The sequence below is a fragment of the Acinetobacter sp. V115_6 genome (genome assembly GCF_031799025.1).
Taxonomy (GTDB): domain Bacteria; phylum Pseudomonadota; class Gammaproteobacteria; order Pseudomonadales; family Moraxellaceae; genus Acinetobacter; species Acinetobacter pittii.
Genome location: NZ_JAVQNO010000017.1, coordinates 237,776 through 254,650 on the forward strand (window position 1 = coordinate 237,776; position 16,875 = coordinate 254,650).

13 protein-coding genes are annotated in these 16,875 nt (G+C 39.2%); 7 read left to right on the forward strand and 6 right to left on the reverse strand.

Annotation, left to right across the window (positions count from 1 at the left end):
- Positions 1-63: 63 nt before the first annotated feature.
- The 4 genes from RMA94_RS05855 (at position 64) to RMA94_RS05870 (ending at position 6,106) form a co-directional block, all read left to right on the forward strand.
- Positions 64-687 carry a TetR/AcrR family transcriptional regulator gene (locus RMA94_RS05855; protein WP_311082201.1) on the forward strand — a complete coding sequence of 208 codons (624 nt, stop codon included), beginning with the start codon at positions 64-66 and terminating at the stop codon, positions 685-687.
- 170 nt (positions 688-857) lie between these two features.
- Positions 858-3,542 carry a phosphoenolpyruvate carboxylase gene (ppc, locus tag RMA94_RS05860; protein ID WP_130173151.1) on the forward strand — a complete coding sequence of 895 codons (2,685 nt, stop codon included), beginning with the start codon at positions 858-860 and terminating at the stop codon, positions 3,540-3,542.
- 297 nt (positions 3,543-3,839) lie between these two features.
- Positions 3,840-5,135 (forward strand): solute carrier family 23 protein, encoded by a 1,296-nt coding sequence (locus RMA94_RS05865; RefSeq protein WP_002119102.1) that lies wholly within the window; start codon positions 3,840-3,842, stop codon positions 5,133-5,135.
- An 80-nt stretch (positions 5,136-5,215) separates the two neighbouring features.
- Complete coding sequence (locus RMA94_RS05870; protein ID WP_311082204.1) at positions 5,216-6,106, forward strand: LysR family transcriptional regulator; 891 nt, start codon at positions 5,216-5,218, stop codon at positions 6,104-6,106.
- 8 nt (positions 6,107-6,114) lie between these two features.
- Here the strand turns inward: RMA94_RS05870 and RMA94_RS05875 are convergent, their stop codons facing one another.
- The 3 genes from RMA94_RS05875 to ilvD all read right to left on the reverse strand — a co-directional run bounded on the left by RMA94_RS05875 (position 6,115) and on the right by ilvD (position 10,356).
- Complete coding sequence (locus tag RMA94_RS05875) at positions 6,115-6,846, reverse strand: sulfite exporter TauE/SafE family protein (protein WP_198912080.1); 732 nt, start codon at positions 6,844-6,846, stop codon at positions 6,115-6,117.
- Positions 6,847-6,923: 77 nt separating this feature from the next.
- Positions 6,924-8,213 (reverse strand): hypothetical protein, encoded by a 1,290-nt coding sequence (locus RMA94_RS05880; RefSeq protein ID WP_311082206.1) that lies wholly within the window; start codon positions 8,211-8,213, stop codon positions 6,924-6,926.
- 313 nt (positions 8,214-8,526) lie between these two features.
- Positions 8,527-10,356 carry a dihydroxy-acid dehydratase gene (gene ilvD / locus RMA94_RS05885; RefSeq protein ID WP_005804318.1) on the reverse strand — a complete coding sequence of 610 codons (1,830 nt, stop codon included), beginning with the start codon at positions 10,354-10,356 and terminating at the stop codon, positions 8,527-8,529.
- A 347-nt stretch (positions 10,357-10,703) separates the two neighbouring features.
- Between ilvD and fmt the strand changes: the two genes are divergently transcribed.
- On the forward strand, positions 10,704-11,666 hold the full coding sequence (gene fmt, locus RMA94_RS05890) for a methionyl-tRNA formyltransferase (RefSeq protein ID WP_130173154.1): 963 nt from the start codon (positions 10,704-10,706) through the stop codon (positions 11,664-11,666).
- Positions 11,663-12,967, forward strand: a complete 1,305-nt coding sequence (rsmB, locus tag RMA94_RS05895; RefSeq protein WP_130173155.1) for a 16S rRNA (cytosine(967)-C(5))-methyltransferase RsmB — start codon at positions 11,663-11,665, stop codon at positions 12,965-12,967. The genes fmt and rsmB overlap by 4 nt, the downstream gene beginning before the upstream one ends.
- Positions 12,968-13,006: 39 nt before the next feature.
- Here rsmB and RMA94_RS05900 read toward each other — a convergent pair whose 3' ends face one another.
- Both RMA94_RS05900 and RMA94_RS05905 read right to left on the reverse strand, forming a co-directional pair.
- Positions 13,007-13,150: a methionine/alanine import family NSS transporter small subunit gene (locus RMA94_RS05900; RefSeq protein WP_002119126.1), complete on the reverse strand. Its 144-nt coding sequence runs from the start codon at positions 13,148-13,150 to the stop codon at positions 13,007-13,009.
- A 12-nt stretch (positions 13,151-13,162) separates the two neighbouring features.
- On the reverse strand, positions 13,163-14,641 hold the full coding sequence (locus RMA94_RS05905) for a sodium-dependent transporter (protein ID WP_014208016.1): 1,479 nt from the start codon (positions 14,639-14,641) through the stop codon (positions 13,163-13,165).
- Positions 14,642-15,280: 639 nt separating this feature from the next.
- Here RMA94_RS05905 and RMA94_RS05910 point away from each other — a divergent pair.
- Positions 15,281-15,985, forward strand: coding sequence for a TIGR04219 family outer membrane beta-barrel protein (locus tag RMA94_RS05910; RefSeq protein WP_130173156.1), 705 nt, complete (start codon positions 15,281-15,283; stop codon positions 15,983-15,985).
- Between the two features lie 48 nt (positions 15,986-16,033).
- Here RMA94_RS05910 and RMA94_RS05915 read toward each other — a convergent pair whose 3' ends face one another.
- Positions 16,034-16,630: a glutathione S-transferase family protein gene (locus tag RMA94_RS05915; protein WP_130173172.1), complete on the reverse strand. Its 597-nt coding sequence runs from the start codon at positions 16,628-16,630 to the stop codon at positions 16,034-16,036.
- Positions 16,631-16,875 lie beyond the last annotated feature (245 nt).

Sequence of the window (16,875 nt, forward strand, 5' to 3'; positions counted from 1 at the left end):
GAGTACATTAATTAAAAAAAACTTATAAATATTTATTTTTCTAAACTTTTATTAGAGGGTTTTGTGCAAACAGTTAATCAAAGTGGTCGACCCAAAGATCTGGAAAAGCGTGCTCGTATCCTACAAGCCGCGAAAGCTATTTTTTTAAAATCCGGTTATCACGGTACTAGCATGAACCAGATTGCACAGGAAGCCGGTGTTACTAAACTCACGGTTTATAACCATTTTCAAGATAAAGTGAATCTGTTTATCTGTGCGATTACGGAAACTTGTGAAGAGACACTGTGCACTAAACAATTTGACTTAGATACATCGGCAGACTTCTATCAAACACTCTTTAATGTATGTTCACGTGCCTTACAAATTATTTATTCACCTGAAGCATTAAAGCTTGATCATGTATTGTTGGAGCTTGCAGCCGAACAGAACCCACTCGCCCTACAGTTTTTTGAAGCTTCACACACACGAATGGAGAATCAATTAGCTGAGTTTTTTCAAAAAGCTGCTCAATTAGGTTTTATTCAAGCCGATGATCCGATCTATCAAACAGAACTGCTTTTGACCTTATTGCTTGGTGTACGCCATCACAAGGTTTTACTGGGCATTACTGCTGCCCCAAATGCACAGGAGCTAGAGCAAATTATTCGCGACGCAATTAATTTATTCTTGCTCAAATATCGGAATTAAACCAAAGTCCGATTGTCAAAAGTTGCGCTGAGTGCATGCCAGCTTTTAAGACACTACAAGCGAATTAAATGTTATTTTTTAAGCAAAAATTCACATTTTCTTACGCTCAAAGCTTGGAATGTTTGTTAATCGCGCTATATTCGATAAGAATAAGAACAGGAGAAAATAGCATGGTTCAGCAAATCGATGCGCCACTGCGTGAGGATGTCCGCTTACTTGGTAATTTGTTAGGTGAAACCCTAAAACAACATGCAGGACAAGAACTGTTTAATCAGATCGAGCAAATCCGTGCTCTTGCCAAAGGTGCACGTGATGGTCAAGCTGAAGCCGAAAAGCAACTAGAACAATTATTTTTAGAACTGCCCGATGAAGAGTTACTTCCTCTCACCCGCGCTTTTTCTCATTTCCTCAATTTTGCGAATATTGCCGAGCAATATCATGTGGTCCGTAGCCGCAGACAAGCAGAATTTGATTCAGATGCAAACTCTCCGAATCCGCTTGTTCACTTATTTCAAAAATTTAAAGATAAAAGTATTTCGACAGAAAAATTATTCCAGCAAATTTGCGATCTTAAAATTGAGTTAGTACTTACGGCGCACCCAACTGAAGTGAGTCGTCGTACCCTGATTCAGAAATATGATGATATTAACGCATGTCTCTCACAGCTTGATCAGCAAAAACTTACCCCACGCGAACGCCAAAATGCACTTGCGAATTTAAAGCAACAAATTAGTTCGGCTTGGCAAACAGATGAAATCAGACAGCATCGTCCAACTCCAGTTGATGAAGCAAAATGGGGGTTTGCCACAATTGAGCAAACACTTTGGAATGCCGTACCTAAATTCATTCGCGAGTTAAATGAATTAGTTCAAGAAAACTGCCAACTCAATTTACCACTTAATATTGCACCAGTACGTTTCGCATCTTGGATGGGCGGAGACCGTGATGGCAACCCAAATGTTACCCATCAAATTACCCAAGAAGTGCTGTGGTTATCACGCTGGCAAGCTGCCGATCTCTATTTAAGAGATATCGAAAACTTACGTTGGGAACTTTCAATCCAGACTTGTTCCGAAGAAATGATTCAGGCAATTGGTAGCCAACATGCAGAACCTTATCGTGAATATTTACGTGCTACACGAGAACGTTTAAAAGCAACTCGCCACTGGTTAGCTCAGCGTTTACAAGGCTTAGAAGCTGATGACAGCAATGTCATTAAAAGTAAAGATGAGCTTTTACAACCACTATTGCTGTGCTACCGCTCTTTAATCGACAGTAACCTACCTGAAATTGCGAATGGACAACTGCTCGACTTTATCTACCGTGTGAACTGTTTTGGTATTGAACTACTTAAACTCGACATTCGCCAAGAATCAGGCCGTCATCGCCAAGCCATTTCAGCAATTACCGAATATTTGGGTTTAGGTAATTTTGAATCGTGGACTGAACAAGCGCGCCAAAATTTCCTCATTCAAGAATTACAAAGTAAACGCCCGCTTTTACCGAAATATATTAATGAGCCTGAAGGTAGTTTAATTGGTCATCCAGATGTCCAAGAAGTATTTGCAACCATGCGTACTTTGGCAGACCAACCACCTGAGTCTTTAGGGGCATATATTATTTCTATGGCTGAATATCCAAGTGATGTTTTAGCTGTATTATTATTGCAAAAAGAAGCCGGTATTCAGCATCCTTTACGTGTAGTTCCTCTATTTGAAACTTTAAAAGATTTAGATGGCGCTGCAACGACTATGAATACGCTGTTCAATATGCATTGGTATAAACAGCACATTCAGGGTAAACACGAAGTCATGATCGGTTACTCCGACTCAGCAAAAGATGCCGGTTTCATGTCTGCCAACTGGGCACAGTATCGTGCTCAAGAAGAGCTGACTGCAATTGCTCAAACACACAGCGTACAGTTGACCCTGTTCCACGGCCGCGGCGGATCAATTAGCCGTGGTGGCGCACCAACCCAACAAGCTCTATTCTCACAGCCGCCGGGTTCGATCTCTGGTGCAATTCGTGTCACAGAACAAGGTGAAATGATCCGTTTCAAATTCGGTTTAGAAGGTATTGCCATGCAAAACCTTGAAATCTATACCGCAGCAACGCTTGAAGCGACATTATTACCACCACCAGAGCCTAAGGCTGAGTGGCGTGAAATTATGAACCGTATGACTGATCATTCTGTTAAGGTTTACCGTCAAACTGTTCGTGAAAACCCTCACTTTGTGAAATATTTACGGACCGTTACGCCTGAACTTGAATTACAAATGTTGCCATTAGGCTCGCGTCCTGCAAAACGTAAAGTGAGTGGCGGCATCGAGTCTTTACGTGCGATTCCATGGGTATTCGCTTGGACACAAATTCGTTTGATGTTGCCTGCATGGTTAGGTACTGGTGCAGCAATTAATGAAGTGATTGCCGATCAGCAAAAAGCGACACTTGATGAAATGCTTCAGCAATGGCCTTATTTCCAGACGCTAATTGATATGCTGGAAATGGTATTGTCTAAAGCCGATGCCAACATCGCACTCTATTACGAGTCTCATCTGACTGAAGATGAAGATTTGAAAGTTCTTGGTAACCAATTACGCCAACGACTAAAAGATGCTGTGCAAACTTTATTAACCTTAAAAGATGAATCAAAGCTTCTGAGTAATAATGATGTTCTTGATCAATCCATGCAGGTTCGTAAACCATACTTACTCCCTTTGCATCTTTTACAGGCTGAACTCATGAAGCGCCGTCGTGATTATCTTGCTGAGCGTCAGGCAGAGCACACCCCTGTTGACCATGCACTTATGGTGAGTATTGCGGGTATCGCTGCTGGCTTACGTAATACAGGCTAAGCTAATTTTACCAATTGTTTTATAAAGCAGTGCATCTTGATGTGCTGCTTTTTACTTGCAAACTTCTTTATTTTTCTTAAATTTTCCCCGATTTTCTATTTTTTTGAATATTTTTTAAAAATCATAAAATTAATATTTATGAGAAAAAAATAACTAAATACGCAGATTTAGTTTTTTTAAAATTATACCAATCGTTAAAAAATAATTACTTTTCACTCACATACTTCTCTGTAGAGATTAAATGCACTCTCAAGAAAGAGTATCATGGCAGCAATTAAAGAATAATGAGCTTATTTTATGTCCAATTGGTTTCCAAAATGGCAGCCTTACCAAGGTGATATTGACCATCGGCCAGTCTCTACTAATGAATATCTCCCACCCGTTCAAAGTGCTGTTTTGGGTATTCAACATGCATTTGCCATGTTTGGAGCAACTGTTTTAGCACCATTACTCATGGGTTTTAATCCTAACCTTGCCATTTTAATGTCTGGTATCTGTACCATCCTGTTCTTTTTAATTACAGGTGGTCGTGTTCCAAGTTATTTAGGATCAAGTTTTGCCTTTATTGGGGTGGTTGCAGCTGCAACTGGGCATATTACAGGTTCAGGTGCCAATCCAAATCTATCTATGGCTTTAGGTGGAATCGTAGCATGTGGTGTTTTTTATGCCATCATCGGTTTTATTGTGATGCTTACTGGTACACGCTGGATTGAAAAACTCATGCCGCCTGTGGTTACTGGTGCCATTGTGATGATTATTGGTCTGAACCTTGCACCTGTTACGATTAAAGGTGTTGCAGGCCAACCATTTGAAATGTGGATGGCCTTAATTACTGTACTTTGTATGGGCAGTATTGCAGTCTTTACTCGTGGCCTATTGCAACGTTTACTTCTGTTGATTGGTTTGATCTTGGCCTATGTGATTTATGCCATCACCACCAATGGGCTAGGTTTAGGTAAACCAATCGATTTTAGTCAGATCTCACAAGCCGCATGGTTTGGGATTCCAAGCTTTTCGCATCCTACTTTTGACACGAATGCTATGCTAATTATTGCACCAGTTGCACTTATCTTAGTAGCAGAAAACCTAGGACATATTAAAGCTGTTGGCGCGATGACTGGTGAAAACCTGACTCCACAATTAGGTAAAGCATTTGTTGCAGATGGTTTGGCAACAACATTATCTGGTAGTGTCGGCGCTCCAGGGATGACTACTTACGGTGAAAACATTGGTGTGATGGCAGTCACTCGTGTGTACTCAACCATTGTTTTCGTCATCGCAGGTGTCTTTGCAATTTTCTTAGGTTTATCTCCAAAATTTGGTGCGGTAATTAGTACGATTCCAAGTGCTGTTTTAACAGGTGCATCTATTGTCGTGTTTGGTTTAATTACCATTGCCGGTGCAAAAATCTGGATTGAAAACAAAGTTGATTTTTCTAACAATAAAAATCTAATTGTTGCTTCAGTCACGATTATTTTAGGTGCTGGTAACTTTGAATTATTGTTTGGTAATTTCAATTTAGGTGGTATTGGTACCGCAACTTTTGCAGCCATTATTTTAAATTGGCTGTTTAGTTTAAAAGATAAAACCTAAATTCAAAAAGGCAGCGCAAGCTGCCTTTTTTTATTACGATTTAGTATGATGACTTTTTAGCCTTCAATACGTTCCCTGTCATGCGTTTTGATTTTTTTGATTTACAGCTGGTTCTTCATATTGTCTCTACGGGTAGCCTAACCAAAGGTGCAGACCGCTCTGCAATTTCACTTCAAGCTGCCAGCGAACGCATTAAAAAACTCGAACAATATTTTGAAACGCCCTTATTTATTCGCCACACAACGGGAGTGGAGCTCACCACAGCAGGTCACGCATTTGTAGAGCATGCGCGTCAACTGATGACACAAAAAGAGCAGCTCGAACAAGAAATGCAGCGTTTTAGGCCGCCTACAACAGAGTCATTAATGCTTTGGTGTAACTCTTCTGCTCAAAGCGAATATTTGCCTCCGTTATTACCTCAATATTTAGTGCTTCATCCTGAAATGAATATTGATTTACACGAGGCAGAAAGTTCAGAAATTGTAGAGGCATTAACGCAAGGAGTTGCAAATCTTGGGCTGGTCTCAAGTTTTTTTGATACCAGACATTTGCAAACTAAGGAATTTGCTAGTGATCCATTAGTTCTGATTTGTCCTCCTACTCACAATTTAGCTCAATACCAAGAGCTGAATTTGGTAGAGGCTTTAAGTTATGGTTTTATTGGTCTTAAGCCCCACCATTCGTTGCAACAGTCCATCGAAACTCAAGCTAAGCTATTAGGCTTTAACATACAGTACCGTTTGCGCTTACCTAATTTTGGCGCGATTGCTGAGGTCGTCGCCAAAGGCGTCGGAATTGCGATTATGCCGGCTCGTGCTGCCCAGCGTTTGCAATCAGACTATGACTTTCATTCCATTCAACTAATAGGCGCGTGGGCAAATCGTAAACTGCTTTTGGCCACACAAAATTTTAATCAGCTACCTAATAGTTATAAACAATTTTCAGATTTTTTATTGCAACATCGCCCTTAAAAATTAGCTTAATGCAAAATCATATAAAGCCCTAATGATACCAAACCTATAAAAAAGATACGGCGAAATAACTGCTCATTTAACCGATAACGGATTTTTTTACCTAAGCACATTCCAACGAGCGCTGCCAACAATGCAGCGAAAGATAAACGATAATCTAATGTCATTCCCGACATAGGGTTGTGGTGTAAAAAGACTGCAAGACAAATGGTAGAAACAGTAAACGTTAGTCCTAAAGCCTGAACCAACTCATCACGCTTTAAATGTAAAGACTGCAAATAAGGAACGATTGGAATAATAATGACACCAGTTGCTACAGTCACTGCCCCGCCGATATATCCAATAATCGGTGATAGCCAATGTTCATACTTCCCTAAGTGAGGAAGTTTCTTCACGCATAGACCATAGAGTCCATATAGGGCCAACATGCAGCCTAATAAAATTTCACTACTATGCCCATGACTTTGACTTAAAGTAGGTAAAAAGCTCCATATTGAACCTACTATAATGCCCACAAGCAAAGTCCAGAAACGGCGAATAAAAACCCAGACATGTCCTTCAGCAAAAAGTTGCCAGACATTGGTGACCATTGAAGGGACAATGAGCAGAGAGGCTGCCTGAAAAGGGCTCATTGCGATGGTGAGTAAGCCCATCGATACCGCGGGCAATCCTAAACCGATCATGCCTTTAATCATGCCAGCGAAGGCAAAGACCACTATAATAATTGCTAAAAAAGTCACTGTTTATCTCCGATTCCTTAAAGGATATGCTACGGAAAAAACAGGTACTGCCCTATTCTTGTTTTTAGGAGTAGGCCTCAATTAAAAGTTGAGGCTGTTTTATATTTTTCTTCTAATACATTGCTAAAAATACTTTCGATCATCCACACACGATACAAGCTATTAAATACGTAGGTCTGACCATCAATACGCAGCTCTAAAACCGGTAAATCAGGCTGATGCTTGTCTTTGCAAAGTGCATCATTCTGCACCAAAACAGATTGAACATCTTGGTCGGTTAGCTGCTCAATCCCAAGTTGCTGCTGTAACTGTTGAAAATGTTTTAAGAAAGATAAATCTTTTCCTTTCGTCCAAACTGCCTGCAATATTGTAAAAATTGTATCGATTTGCTGATTCTCTTGCACACTATAGAAAAGCTTTGCCATCTCTAATGTGCTTTCCTCAGTAGGACGACAAAATGGCGTAAAGGCCACACCTGTTCGTTTAGAAACACGTGTCGCCAAACTCCAGTCAAACCAGTCTCGACCTTGATAACTTAAAGGGTAAACTTTTAGTTGAATATCATAATAATCAGCCAATTCTTCTTTAATATAAGCAAGTAACAACCAGCTCATTGGGTCTTCTAAAGCAATATAGACATCAAGCTCAGGATGAAGCGTCTGAATCTCGGTAAGTGCCTCAGCATCATTAATCAAATGTTCACGCCATTCGATATGATTAATTAAAAAAATTGGATTGCCCGTCAGTAACTTTTGCTGCTTCAGACGACGAGTCAACCGTAGTAAATCGTCTACTGCGTGATATTTACGTCCACCAAATTCAAAGTATGCCGCAGGTACAGGCTCATCCGTAAAAATGCGTTCTGAAAAATGTTGAGGAAGCTGATGTTTAACTGCCATGGCATGTAAAGTTCGCAACTTTCCATATTGTTGCTGCCAAAGCATGTGGAAAATATCTTCTAGTAAATGGAAGAAATTCTGACCTTGTAATGGGGTTCTTTTTAATATGACTGCCGCTTGTTTTAAAGATTCTGGGCTTGGGATTTCTGGAAATTCATCAAAGCCGAAACGATGTTGTTTGGCTAATATCTTGGCATCATTTAGACAATAATTCTGCCACTCATCATGCGACATGCTGTTTGGAGGTTCAGAAGCTGTATGCGAAATAATAATTTTTAAAGGCTTAAGTTCATCACTTAAAATTTCATCTAGCTGAGACAATTGCTGAACAGCTAAGTAGCTATACACATCATCAAGTCGTAAATAAATACTTAAACCATTTTCCGTGGGTAACACCGCTTGACGAGAAGGCTTTTGGTAAAACCAGCTCGATCGAATAGGGTCAAACCAACGGCGTAGCAGTGACATGAGTTGTGCCTCTAAAAAATAAATCCTAAGCGAGATCAAAGATTGTTTTGATCATAGTGCAAGGTAAAACAGTAGTCGAGATTGAAATATAACTACCTTAGTTTACGCAGAAAATAAGTCATGTTTTTAGCAAGTTTCTACGTAGGTGAAGATTTTATCACCATTTTATGGCAAACCCATAGAATGATCTAAAAACACCTTTTTCTACAAGCTGATTTTATTTACCAGACATGAAAAATGCACCCTTAACATGATAGCAATTCATCGTGTTAAAGGGTGCATGATTCTTAATCAATTATTAAAATTGAATATTTTATAGAACGCGTACAGCTCCTTTCGCTGCACTTGTTGTATGCATTGCATAAACTTTTAACGCTTTTGATACTTTACGTTTACGTTCTTCTTTCGGATGCCAGCCTTTCGCTTCCTGCACTGTACGACGATGTGCCATAGTCGCATCATCAACGTTTAAGTGAATCGTACGGTTTGGAATATCGATTTCAATAGTATCGCCATCTTCAACCAAACCAATTGCACCACCTTCAGCTGCTTCTGGTGAAACGTGTCCAATTGAAAGACCTGATGAACCACCAGAGAAACGACCATCTGTTACCAATGCACAGTCTTTTCCTAAACCTTTCGATTTAAGGTAGCTGGTTGGGTAAAGCATTTCTTGCATGCCCGGACCACCACGTGGACCTTCGTAACGAATCACAACCACATCGCCAGCTTTAATATCATGACCCAAAATTGCATCTACAGCTGCATCTTGGCTCTCAAATACACGTGCTGTGCCCGTAAATTTCAAGATTGATTCATCAACACCTGCAGTTTTCACGATACAACCATCAAGCGCGATGTTGCCGTATAGAACCGCTAAACCACCATCTTTAGAGAATGCATTTTCTGCATTACGGATAACGCCTTTTTCACGGTCGCCATCTAATGTTGAATAATAGCGATTTTGCGAGAATGCAACTTGAGTTGGAACACCACCTGGAGATGAACGATAGAATTCATAAACGTCTGCATCTTCAGTACGAATAATATCCCACTTATCCAACGCATCTTTTAAAGTTTTCTCGTGCACTGTCGGTACAGATACATCAAGTAAATTCGCACGATCAAGCTCACCTAAGATCGCCATAATGCCACCCGCACGGTGTACATCTTCCATATGAACGTCTTGTTTTGCAGGCGCTACTTTAGACAGTACAGGAACTCGACGTGATAATTCGTCAATATCATCCATTGTAAAATCAACTTCTGCTTCACTTGCCGCAGCCAATAAATGCAGAACGGTATTGGTTGAACCACCCATTGCAATATCAAGGGTCATCGCATTTTTAAATGCAGCCTTGGTTGCAATTGAACGAGGTAAAATGCTTGCATCTTCTTGTTCATAATAGCGCTTAGCTAATTCAACAATAAGTTGGCCTGCTTTTAAGAATAATTTTTTACGGTTTGCATGCGTCGCAACAATCGAACCATTACCCGGTAAAGATAAACCTAAAGCTTCTGTTAAACAGTTCATTGAGTTTGCAGTGAACATACCTGAACATGAACCACAGGTTGGACATGCCGAACGTTCAAATTCTTCAACTTCTTCGTCTGTATAACTTTCATCAGCCGCAACAACCATTGCATCAACAAGGTCAATCGCTTTTTCATTACCGCGGAACTTAACCTTACCAGCTTCCATTGGTCCGCCAGACACGAAAACAACAGGAATATTCAGACGCATCGCAGCCATGAGCATTCCCGGAGTAATCTTGTCACAGTTTGAAATACACACCATGGCATCTGCACAGTGTGCATTCACCATATATTCAACTGAGTCAGCAATCAAATCACGTGATGGTAGTGAATAAAGCATGCCGTCATGCCCCATTGCGATCCCGTCATCTACTGCGATCGTATTGAACTCTTTAGCAACACCACCTGCTGCCTGAATTTCTGCTGCGACAAGCTGCCCTAGATCTTTAAGATGTACATGGCCCGGCACAAATTGAGTAAATGAGTTGACCACCGCAATAATCGGTTTGCCGAAATCCTCATCTTTCATTCCTGTTGCACGCCATAAGCCACGTGCGCCAGCCATATTTCTTCCGTGTGTCGATGTTTTTGAACGATAGTCAGGCATTAGTGTTTCCAACAAGTTGTGCTTGAGCGGAATTTTTCCCGCTCTGGCGGATGATACTGATATAGCGTTAGATCAGTCGGAATATTGACTCATCATCATAATTTGATCATTCTCCATTCTATAGAAGCAAATAATATTCGGAAAGCCAAGAACAGTAATAGACAGTCAATATTTAGCAAAACTTACATGAATAATTTTTTATTTTTTCATAACCTTTTTTTATCAATAAAAGTTTTTCAATAATTTTTTGTTCACTATTTAAAAACTAAAATGCTCAATCGCCATGATTTTAGGGCTTCAATCGTTTTTCACGTATACTACGCCTAAACTCTTTTTGGATTGCATTTGTGAAAATTATTTTTGCTGGCACCCCCGAATTTGCTGCAACAGCATTGGCGGCTTTATTAAAAACTTCCCATGAAATTATCGCGGTTTATACTCAGCCAGATCGTAAATCGGGTCGTGGACAAAAACTAACGCCATCTCCCGTAAAACAACTTGCACTTGAGCATAATATCCCTGTTTATCAACCCCTTCACTTTAAAGCATCTACAGAAGAAGGACTCGCAGCTCAACAAGAACTGGCAGCTTTAGGCGCAGATGTGATGGTAGTTGCAGCCTACGGTTTGATTCTTCCACAAACTGTGCTCGATACACCGAAATATGGCTGTTTAAATATTCACGGTTCACTATTACCACGCTGGCGCGGTGCAGCACCAATTCAGCGTGCAATCGCAACAGGTGATGAAGAAACCGGAATCACAATCATGCAGATGGCTGCCGGTTTAGATACAGGCGATATGATGTATAAAACATACTGCCCAATTACTGCCGAAGATACCTCAGCGACATTACATGACAAACTCGCAGCTCAAGGTGCAACAGCAATTTGTGCGGTACTCGAGTCAGAAGCAACACTACAAAAATATTTGGCAGAACGCGAAGTTCAAGACGAAAGCTTAACAGTCTATGCTCATAAACTCGTAAAGTCAGAAGCTCGTATTGATTGGGCAATTGATGCTATTCAAGTTGACCGAAATATCCGTGCTTTTAACCCTTGGCCAGTCGCTTTTGTTCAACTTGATGAAAATAATGCTCTACGTGTCTGGAACTCTCTAATTTCTAGCCAAACCAAAACAAGTGCCCAAGCTGGTGAAATTATTGCAATCGATAAACAAGGTGTGCATGTTGCTTGCGGTGAAAATACATTTATTTGTCTGACTAGCGTGCAGTGGCCGGGTGGTAAAGCATTAAGCGCTCAACAAATTGCACAAACTCAAAAACTTCATGTAGGACAAATTTTGCCATGAGTCAGGTTACCTCAAATTCCTCACGTTTTAACCTGCGTGCTCAAGTCGTCCAGACGTTACTAAAAGTTCAGCAAGGCCAATCACTCGCTAGTATTTTAAATACACAGCTCAATCAGGTAGCAGAGCGCGATCGCGCTTTGTTTCATGAACTTGTTTTAGGTACATTGCGCCAATGGTTTGCTCTTAAATCAATTAGCCTGCCTCTACTCAGCAAGCCTTTAAATAATGAGACAGTAGAAACCTGTCTTTATGTTGGTCTTTATCAAGTTTTATGCACGCGTATTGCAGCACATGCCGCTATTTCAGAAACAGTAGATGCGACTAAACAACTTGGATTCCCTGCTCTCAGCGGTATTGTGAATGCTATTTTGCGCCGAGCTACTCGTGAAACTGATGACTTTCAGCAAGGTTTACAGCAAGCACATGGTTTACCAAGCTGGCTTTTCAAACGCTTAAAAAAGGATTGGGGTGAACAAACGGAATCTCTCTGCCAATCATTAAAACAAGTCGCGCCTTTAACTTTAAGGGTGAACCAGCGTCATATTGGCCGCGATGCTTATTTAGCAAAATTACAGAGTTTAGAAATTCAGGCACGTGCATGTACTTTGTCTGAAGCAGGTATTGTTCTTGAACAATCTGTACAAATTACTCAACTACCTGGTTTTGAACAAGGCTGGTTTTCTGTACAAGATGAACACGCTCAGCTTTGCGCAACATTATTGTCAGATTTGAACGATAAAATAGTAGTTGATGCGTGTGCTGCCCCAGGCGGTAAAACTGCTCATTTACTTGAAAAATTTAAACCTGCTCAGCTCATCGCGATTGATCAGGACCCAAGCCGTTTAGTGCGTGTAACTGAGAACTTAAATCGCTTAGCACTTGATCAAAGTCATACAGAAATTTTGGCAGCCGATGCAACTCAATGGACTCCTGCACAGCCAGTAGATTGTATCGTGCTCGATGCACCTTGCTCTGCTACAGGGGTTATTCGTCGTCATCCTGACATACGCCTATTGCGCCAATCTACCGATATAGCTCAAACCATTGAACTACAAAAGCAGATCTTGGACCACATGTGGCAACAGCTTAAAGTTGGCGGCACATTGCTTTACATCACCTGTTCAATTTTAAAAGCTGAAAATGAACAGCAAATGATGACTTTTTTTGCTGAAAATCCAAATGCAAAAGAGATCAAGATTGATGCTGATTGGGGAATCGAGCAAACCTATGGTCGCCAATTACTGCCACAAGCGCAGTCTGGTGATGGATTTTATTATTGTAAAATTCAAAAGATTGCATAAAAAAGCAGGCTTTAAGCCTGCTTTTTTACTTGATCAGCATTAAAGTGTGTGCTGATCTTTTACTTCTTCTAAAACATCATCTAACTCTTCAGGATGCTTCGATAAATGGATAATGGACAAAGCCAAGCCACCCCATAAAAACACCATCGAAATTACCATCATCACGATTGCTGAAGTATTCATTATTCTACCCTCCTAGCGATCTTTCATTTTACTTAAAACAATTGCAACGACTGCACAGAAAATCACACTGCCCCAGCCGAATACACCTTGTAAGCTCATACTATAAGTATCATAGCCATTTTTGATCAAATTAAATACAGTCATACTGAGTGTAGTTAACAAGATTAATGATGTAATCACTGTTAAAGTGAAATCCCATCCCTTACCTAATTGAATAGTTGAGATGCGATTGACGTGATCACGAAGTTCTATTAGAGCAGAACGTTTAAACCAAGCCACGGTAATAATAGAAAGTAAAGCACCGCCAATAATACCGATGTTATTAATAAAGTGGTCAACAATATCAACCAGCTTAATTGCGTTTACACTTGAGAATAAAATAATTGATACAAGCGCACTACCACCACCAATAATGGTTACAGCTTTTTTACGGCCCCATTTCAATTTATCTTGCATTGCTGCAATAGGTACTTCCAAAATACTCACCATCGAAGAAATACCTGCGACGAAAAGTGAAGAGAAGAATAAGAAACCAAATAAATCGGCACCTGTACCTAAACTTGAGATAATTTTAGGGAACGCAATAAATGCTAACCCAATCCCGCCACTCACAACATCTTTAACTTCAGTACCTGCCGCATGAGCCATAAAACCAAGCGCTGCGAAGATACCAATACCAGCCAGAATCTCTGTTGATGCATTTGCAAAACCAACGATTAAACCAGAACCTGTTAAATTCGTTTTTGGTTTCAAATAAGATGCATAAGTCACCATGATCCCGAAGCCGACAGAAAGGGAGAAGAAAGTATGGCCATAAGCCGCTAACCAAACTTTATAATCCATCATTGCTGACCAGTTCGGCGTAAAGAAAGCATTTAAGCCTTGAACTGCACCTGGTAAACGTAATGATTGAATCACTAAAATAGTGAAGAGAATGAATAATAAAGGCATGAAAATCTTATTAGATAATTCAACCCCTTTTTTCACACCACCATAAAGAATGATTAGAGTAAGTGCCCAAATCCCAACAATCGGCCAGAATAAATGACCTACAAACTGTAAATCAAAACCGGTTGCTTTTGTGGTCTGCAAATAGGTATTAAAGAAGAAACCTTCCGGATCACTTCCCCACATTTGGCCAATAGAGAAGTAAACATAACTACCAGCCCAAGTGAGTACACTTGCATAATACAAACCAATGATGATACAGACACAAACTTGCCACCAACCTAATGTTTCCCCGCCTTTAAATAGGGCACGATACGCTTTAGGAGGTGAACCAGTACTACGATGTCCTACCGCATAATCTAAAAATAGTAACGGTAAACCAGCAGTAATGAGTGCCAATAGATAGGGAATAAGAAACGCACCGCCACCATTTTCATAAGCAACGTATGGGAAGCGCCAGATATTACCTAAACCTACAGCCGAACCAACGGCTGCAATAATAAAACCAGATCGTGACGTCCAGTTTTCACGAGAATCTGTCATAGAACACCTAATGTTAAAAGATTACTTATTTTTACTGCTATTGTTGATTGTTATTCCGCATGCAAAAAAAGAACCAAAAAATACTTTTGTGTTTGTAGAAAATAAAAAGCACCTTTTGAGTATTTTTATTCCCTTAACAAACAAGCAAAAATAGAAAATTCTTCCTTAAAGATTTTTGTCCATTTTTTGCCCCTATATAGCTGAACAATACCTGTTTTTATTTCTTTTTACTGTAATTTCCGTCAGAAATTTTACGAATTTTCTGAGTTTTTTTCACAATTGGTTATTTTTCAGCTAATATTTACGTACTACTACTTGCAGATCAAAATTATTATTCAATGCAATTTTATTGCAATCCCTGAAAATACTTATTTAATTACTCAACTTATCCACTAATTTATTTTAACTCCCTAGATATCAATTAAAATTTAATAAGTCCGATACGATTGACAAAATTTATACTAAATTTTCTAAAAGATTAAATTCATTTAAGTGAGGCATAAAATATTAATTATTTGAATTAAATAAATTTTTTTAAGGTTTAAAAATTTACTCATATCACATACCTCAAATCCTTATTTTTTTATCAATGCATCTGTAGCAAGATGTCTATATCATGCGCTCAAAGATTTCTTTTATGTGGATGTAAAAATGAAAATATTAAAAATATCTTTATTAACGCTCGGGATGGGCTTAAGTGGCTTTGCTCAAGCAGACTTCGTAGGAGTAAAAGGCGACGTAGGTTACTGGTTCTATGACGGTAAAGCTAATATGTCTTCTCAATCACATGAAGATCAAGATTTAGATCAAAAAGGCAGTGCTCAAATCTCATTAGCAGTAGAACACCCAATTCCATTTATTCCAAATGCAAAAATTCGTTATGTAAATTTAGATACCGAAACTAAATCAGAAACTTTAGGTCAAGCCAACTATAAAGTTGATTTAGATCATAGCGATTTTATCCTCTACTACGAGTTACTAGATAATATCGTAAGTGTAGATGCTGGTCTTGGTGCAACTGTATTAAATGGTGATATTACTGCGTATACAGGTAAGCGCGTGGATATTGATAAAACATATCCTATTGCTTATTTGTCAGGTGAAGTAAAACTTCCGTTTACAGGCTTAAGTGCTAAAGGTGAAGCAACTTATACAAACTTTGATGATGCACGAATTACAGATGCACTGGCAGAAGTAAAATATAAATTTGCAGATAACCTACTCATTGATCTGGGTCTAACAGCAGGCTATCGCGTACTTAATATCGACTTAGATGACTACGATAACAATGATCTTAAATTTGAGTTTAAAGGCCCATATGTAGGTCTAGAAGCACATTTCTAAATCAGAATTTCAGAAATAAAAAAGAACTCTATATGAGTTCTTTTTTATTTAAATCATATCTACATAACCTGAATATTCTCGAATCCTTTGACACCACGCTTGAATATTTGGATATAGTTCCAAATCAAAACCACCTTCCTCCGCGACATGCGTGTATGCATACAAGGCAATATCAGCAATAGTTAATTGATCTCCAACAAGATAGTCGTGATCTACTAAAACTTTATCCATAATAGACAGTGCTTTATGGCCTTTTGGCTGTAAATTACGGTATTCCTCTATTCTTTCTGATGGTAACCCTAAATATTTATTAATAAAACGAGCAACTGCAATAAATGGTTCATGACTATACTGCTCAAAGAACATCCATTGGTACATTTTAGCTTTAATAAAAGGATCTGTAGGAATAAATTTCGTTCCTTCAGCCAAGTAACCTAAGATAGCATTCGACTCACTCAAAACACGACCATCCTCTAGGACTAATACAGGTATTTTTCCATTAGGATTTAAGGATAAAAAATCAGCTGTTTGAGTTTCTTTATTTAAAATATCAACATGGATCCATCTATGGTTAATATTTAGTAAGGAAAGTAATAGTTTTATCTTATAACAGTTACCCGAACCGACATCACCATAAATTATCATAGATGCTCTTCCCTTATTATGTCTACTTAAAAGATTAATTTTCTTATTATTTATAACAGAACTCTTTCTTAGAATTAATATATATCTGTCTTTATCTCTGCTATATCCAGAGTTTTCTAGAATTTTCTTATATTCTCCCAATAAAAAAACACCCCCATTTATTAGAACGGGGGTGTTTAGAATAATGAGCTGGCGATGACTTACTCTCACATGGGTAACCCCACACTACCATCAGCGCTAAGAGG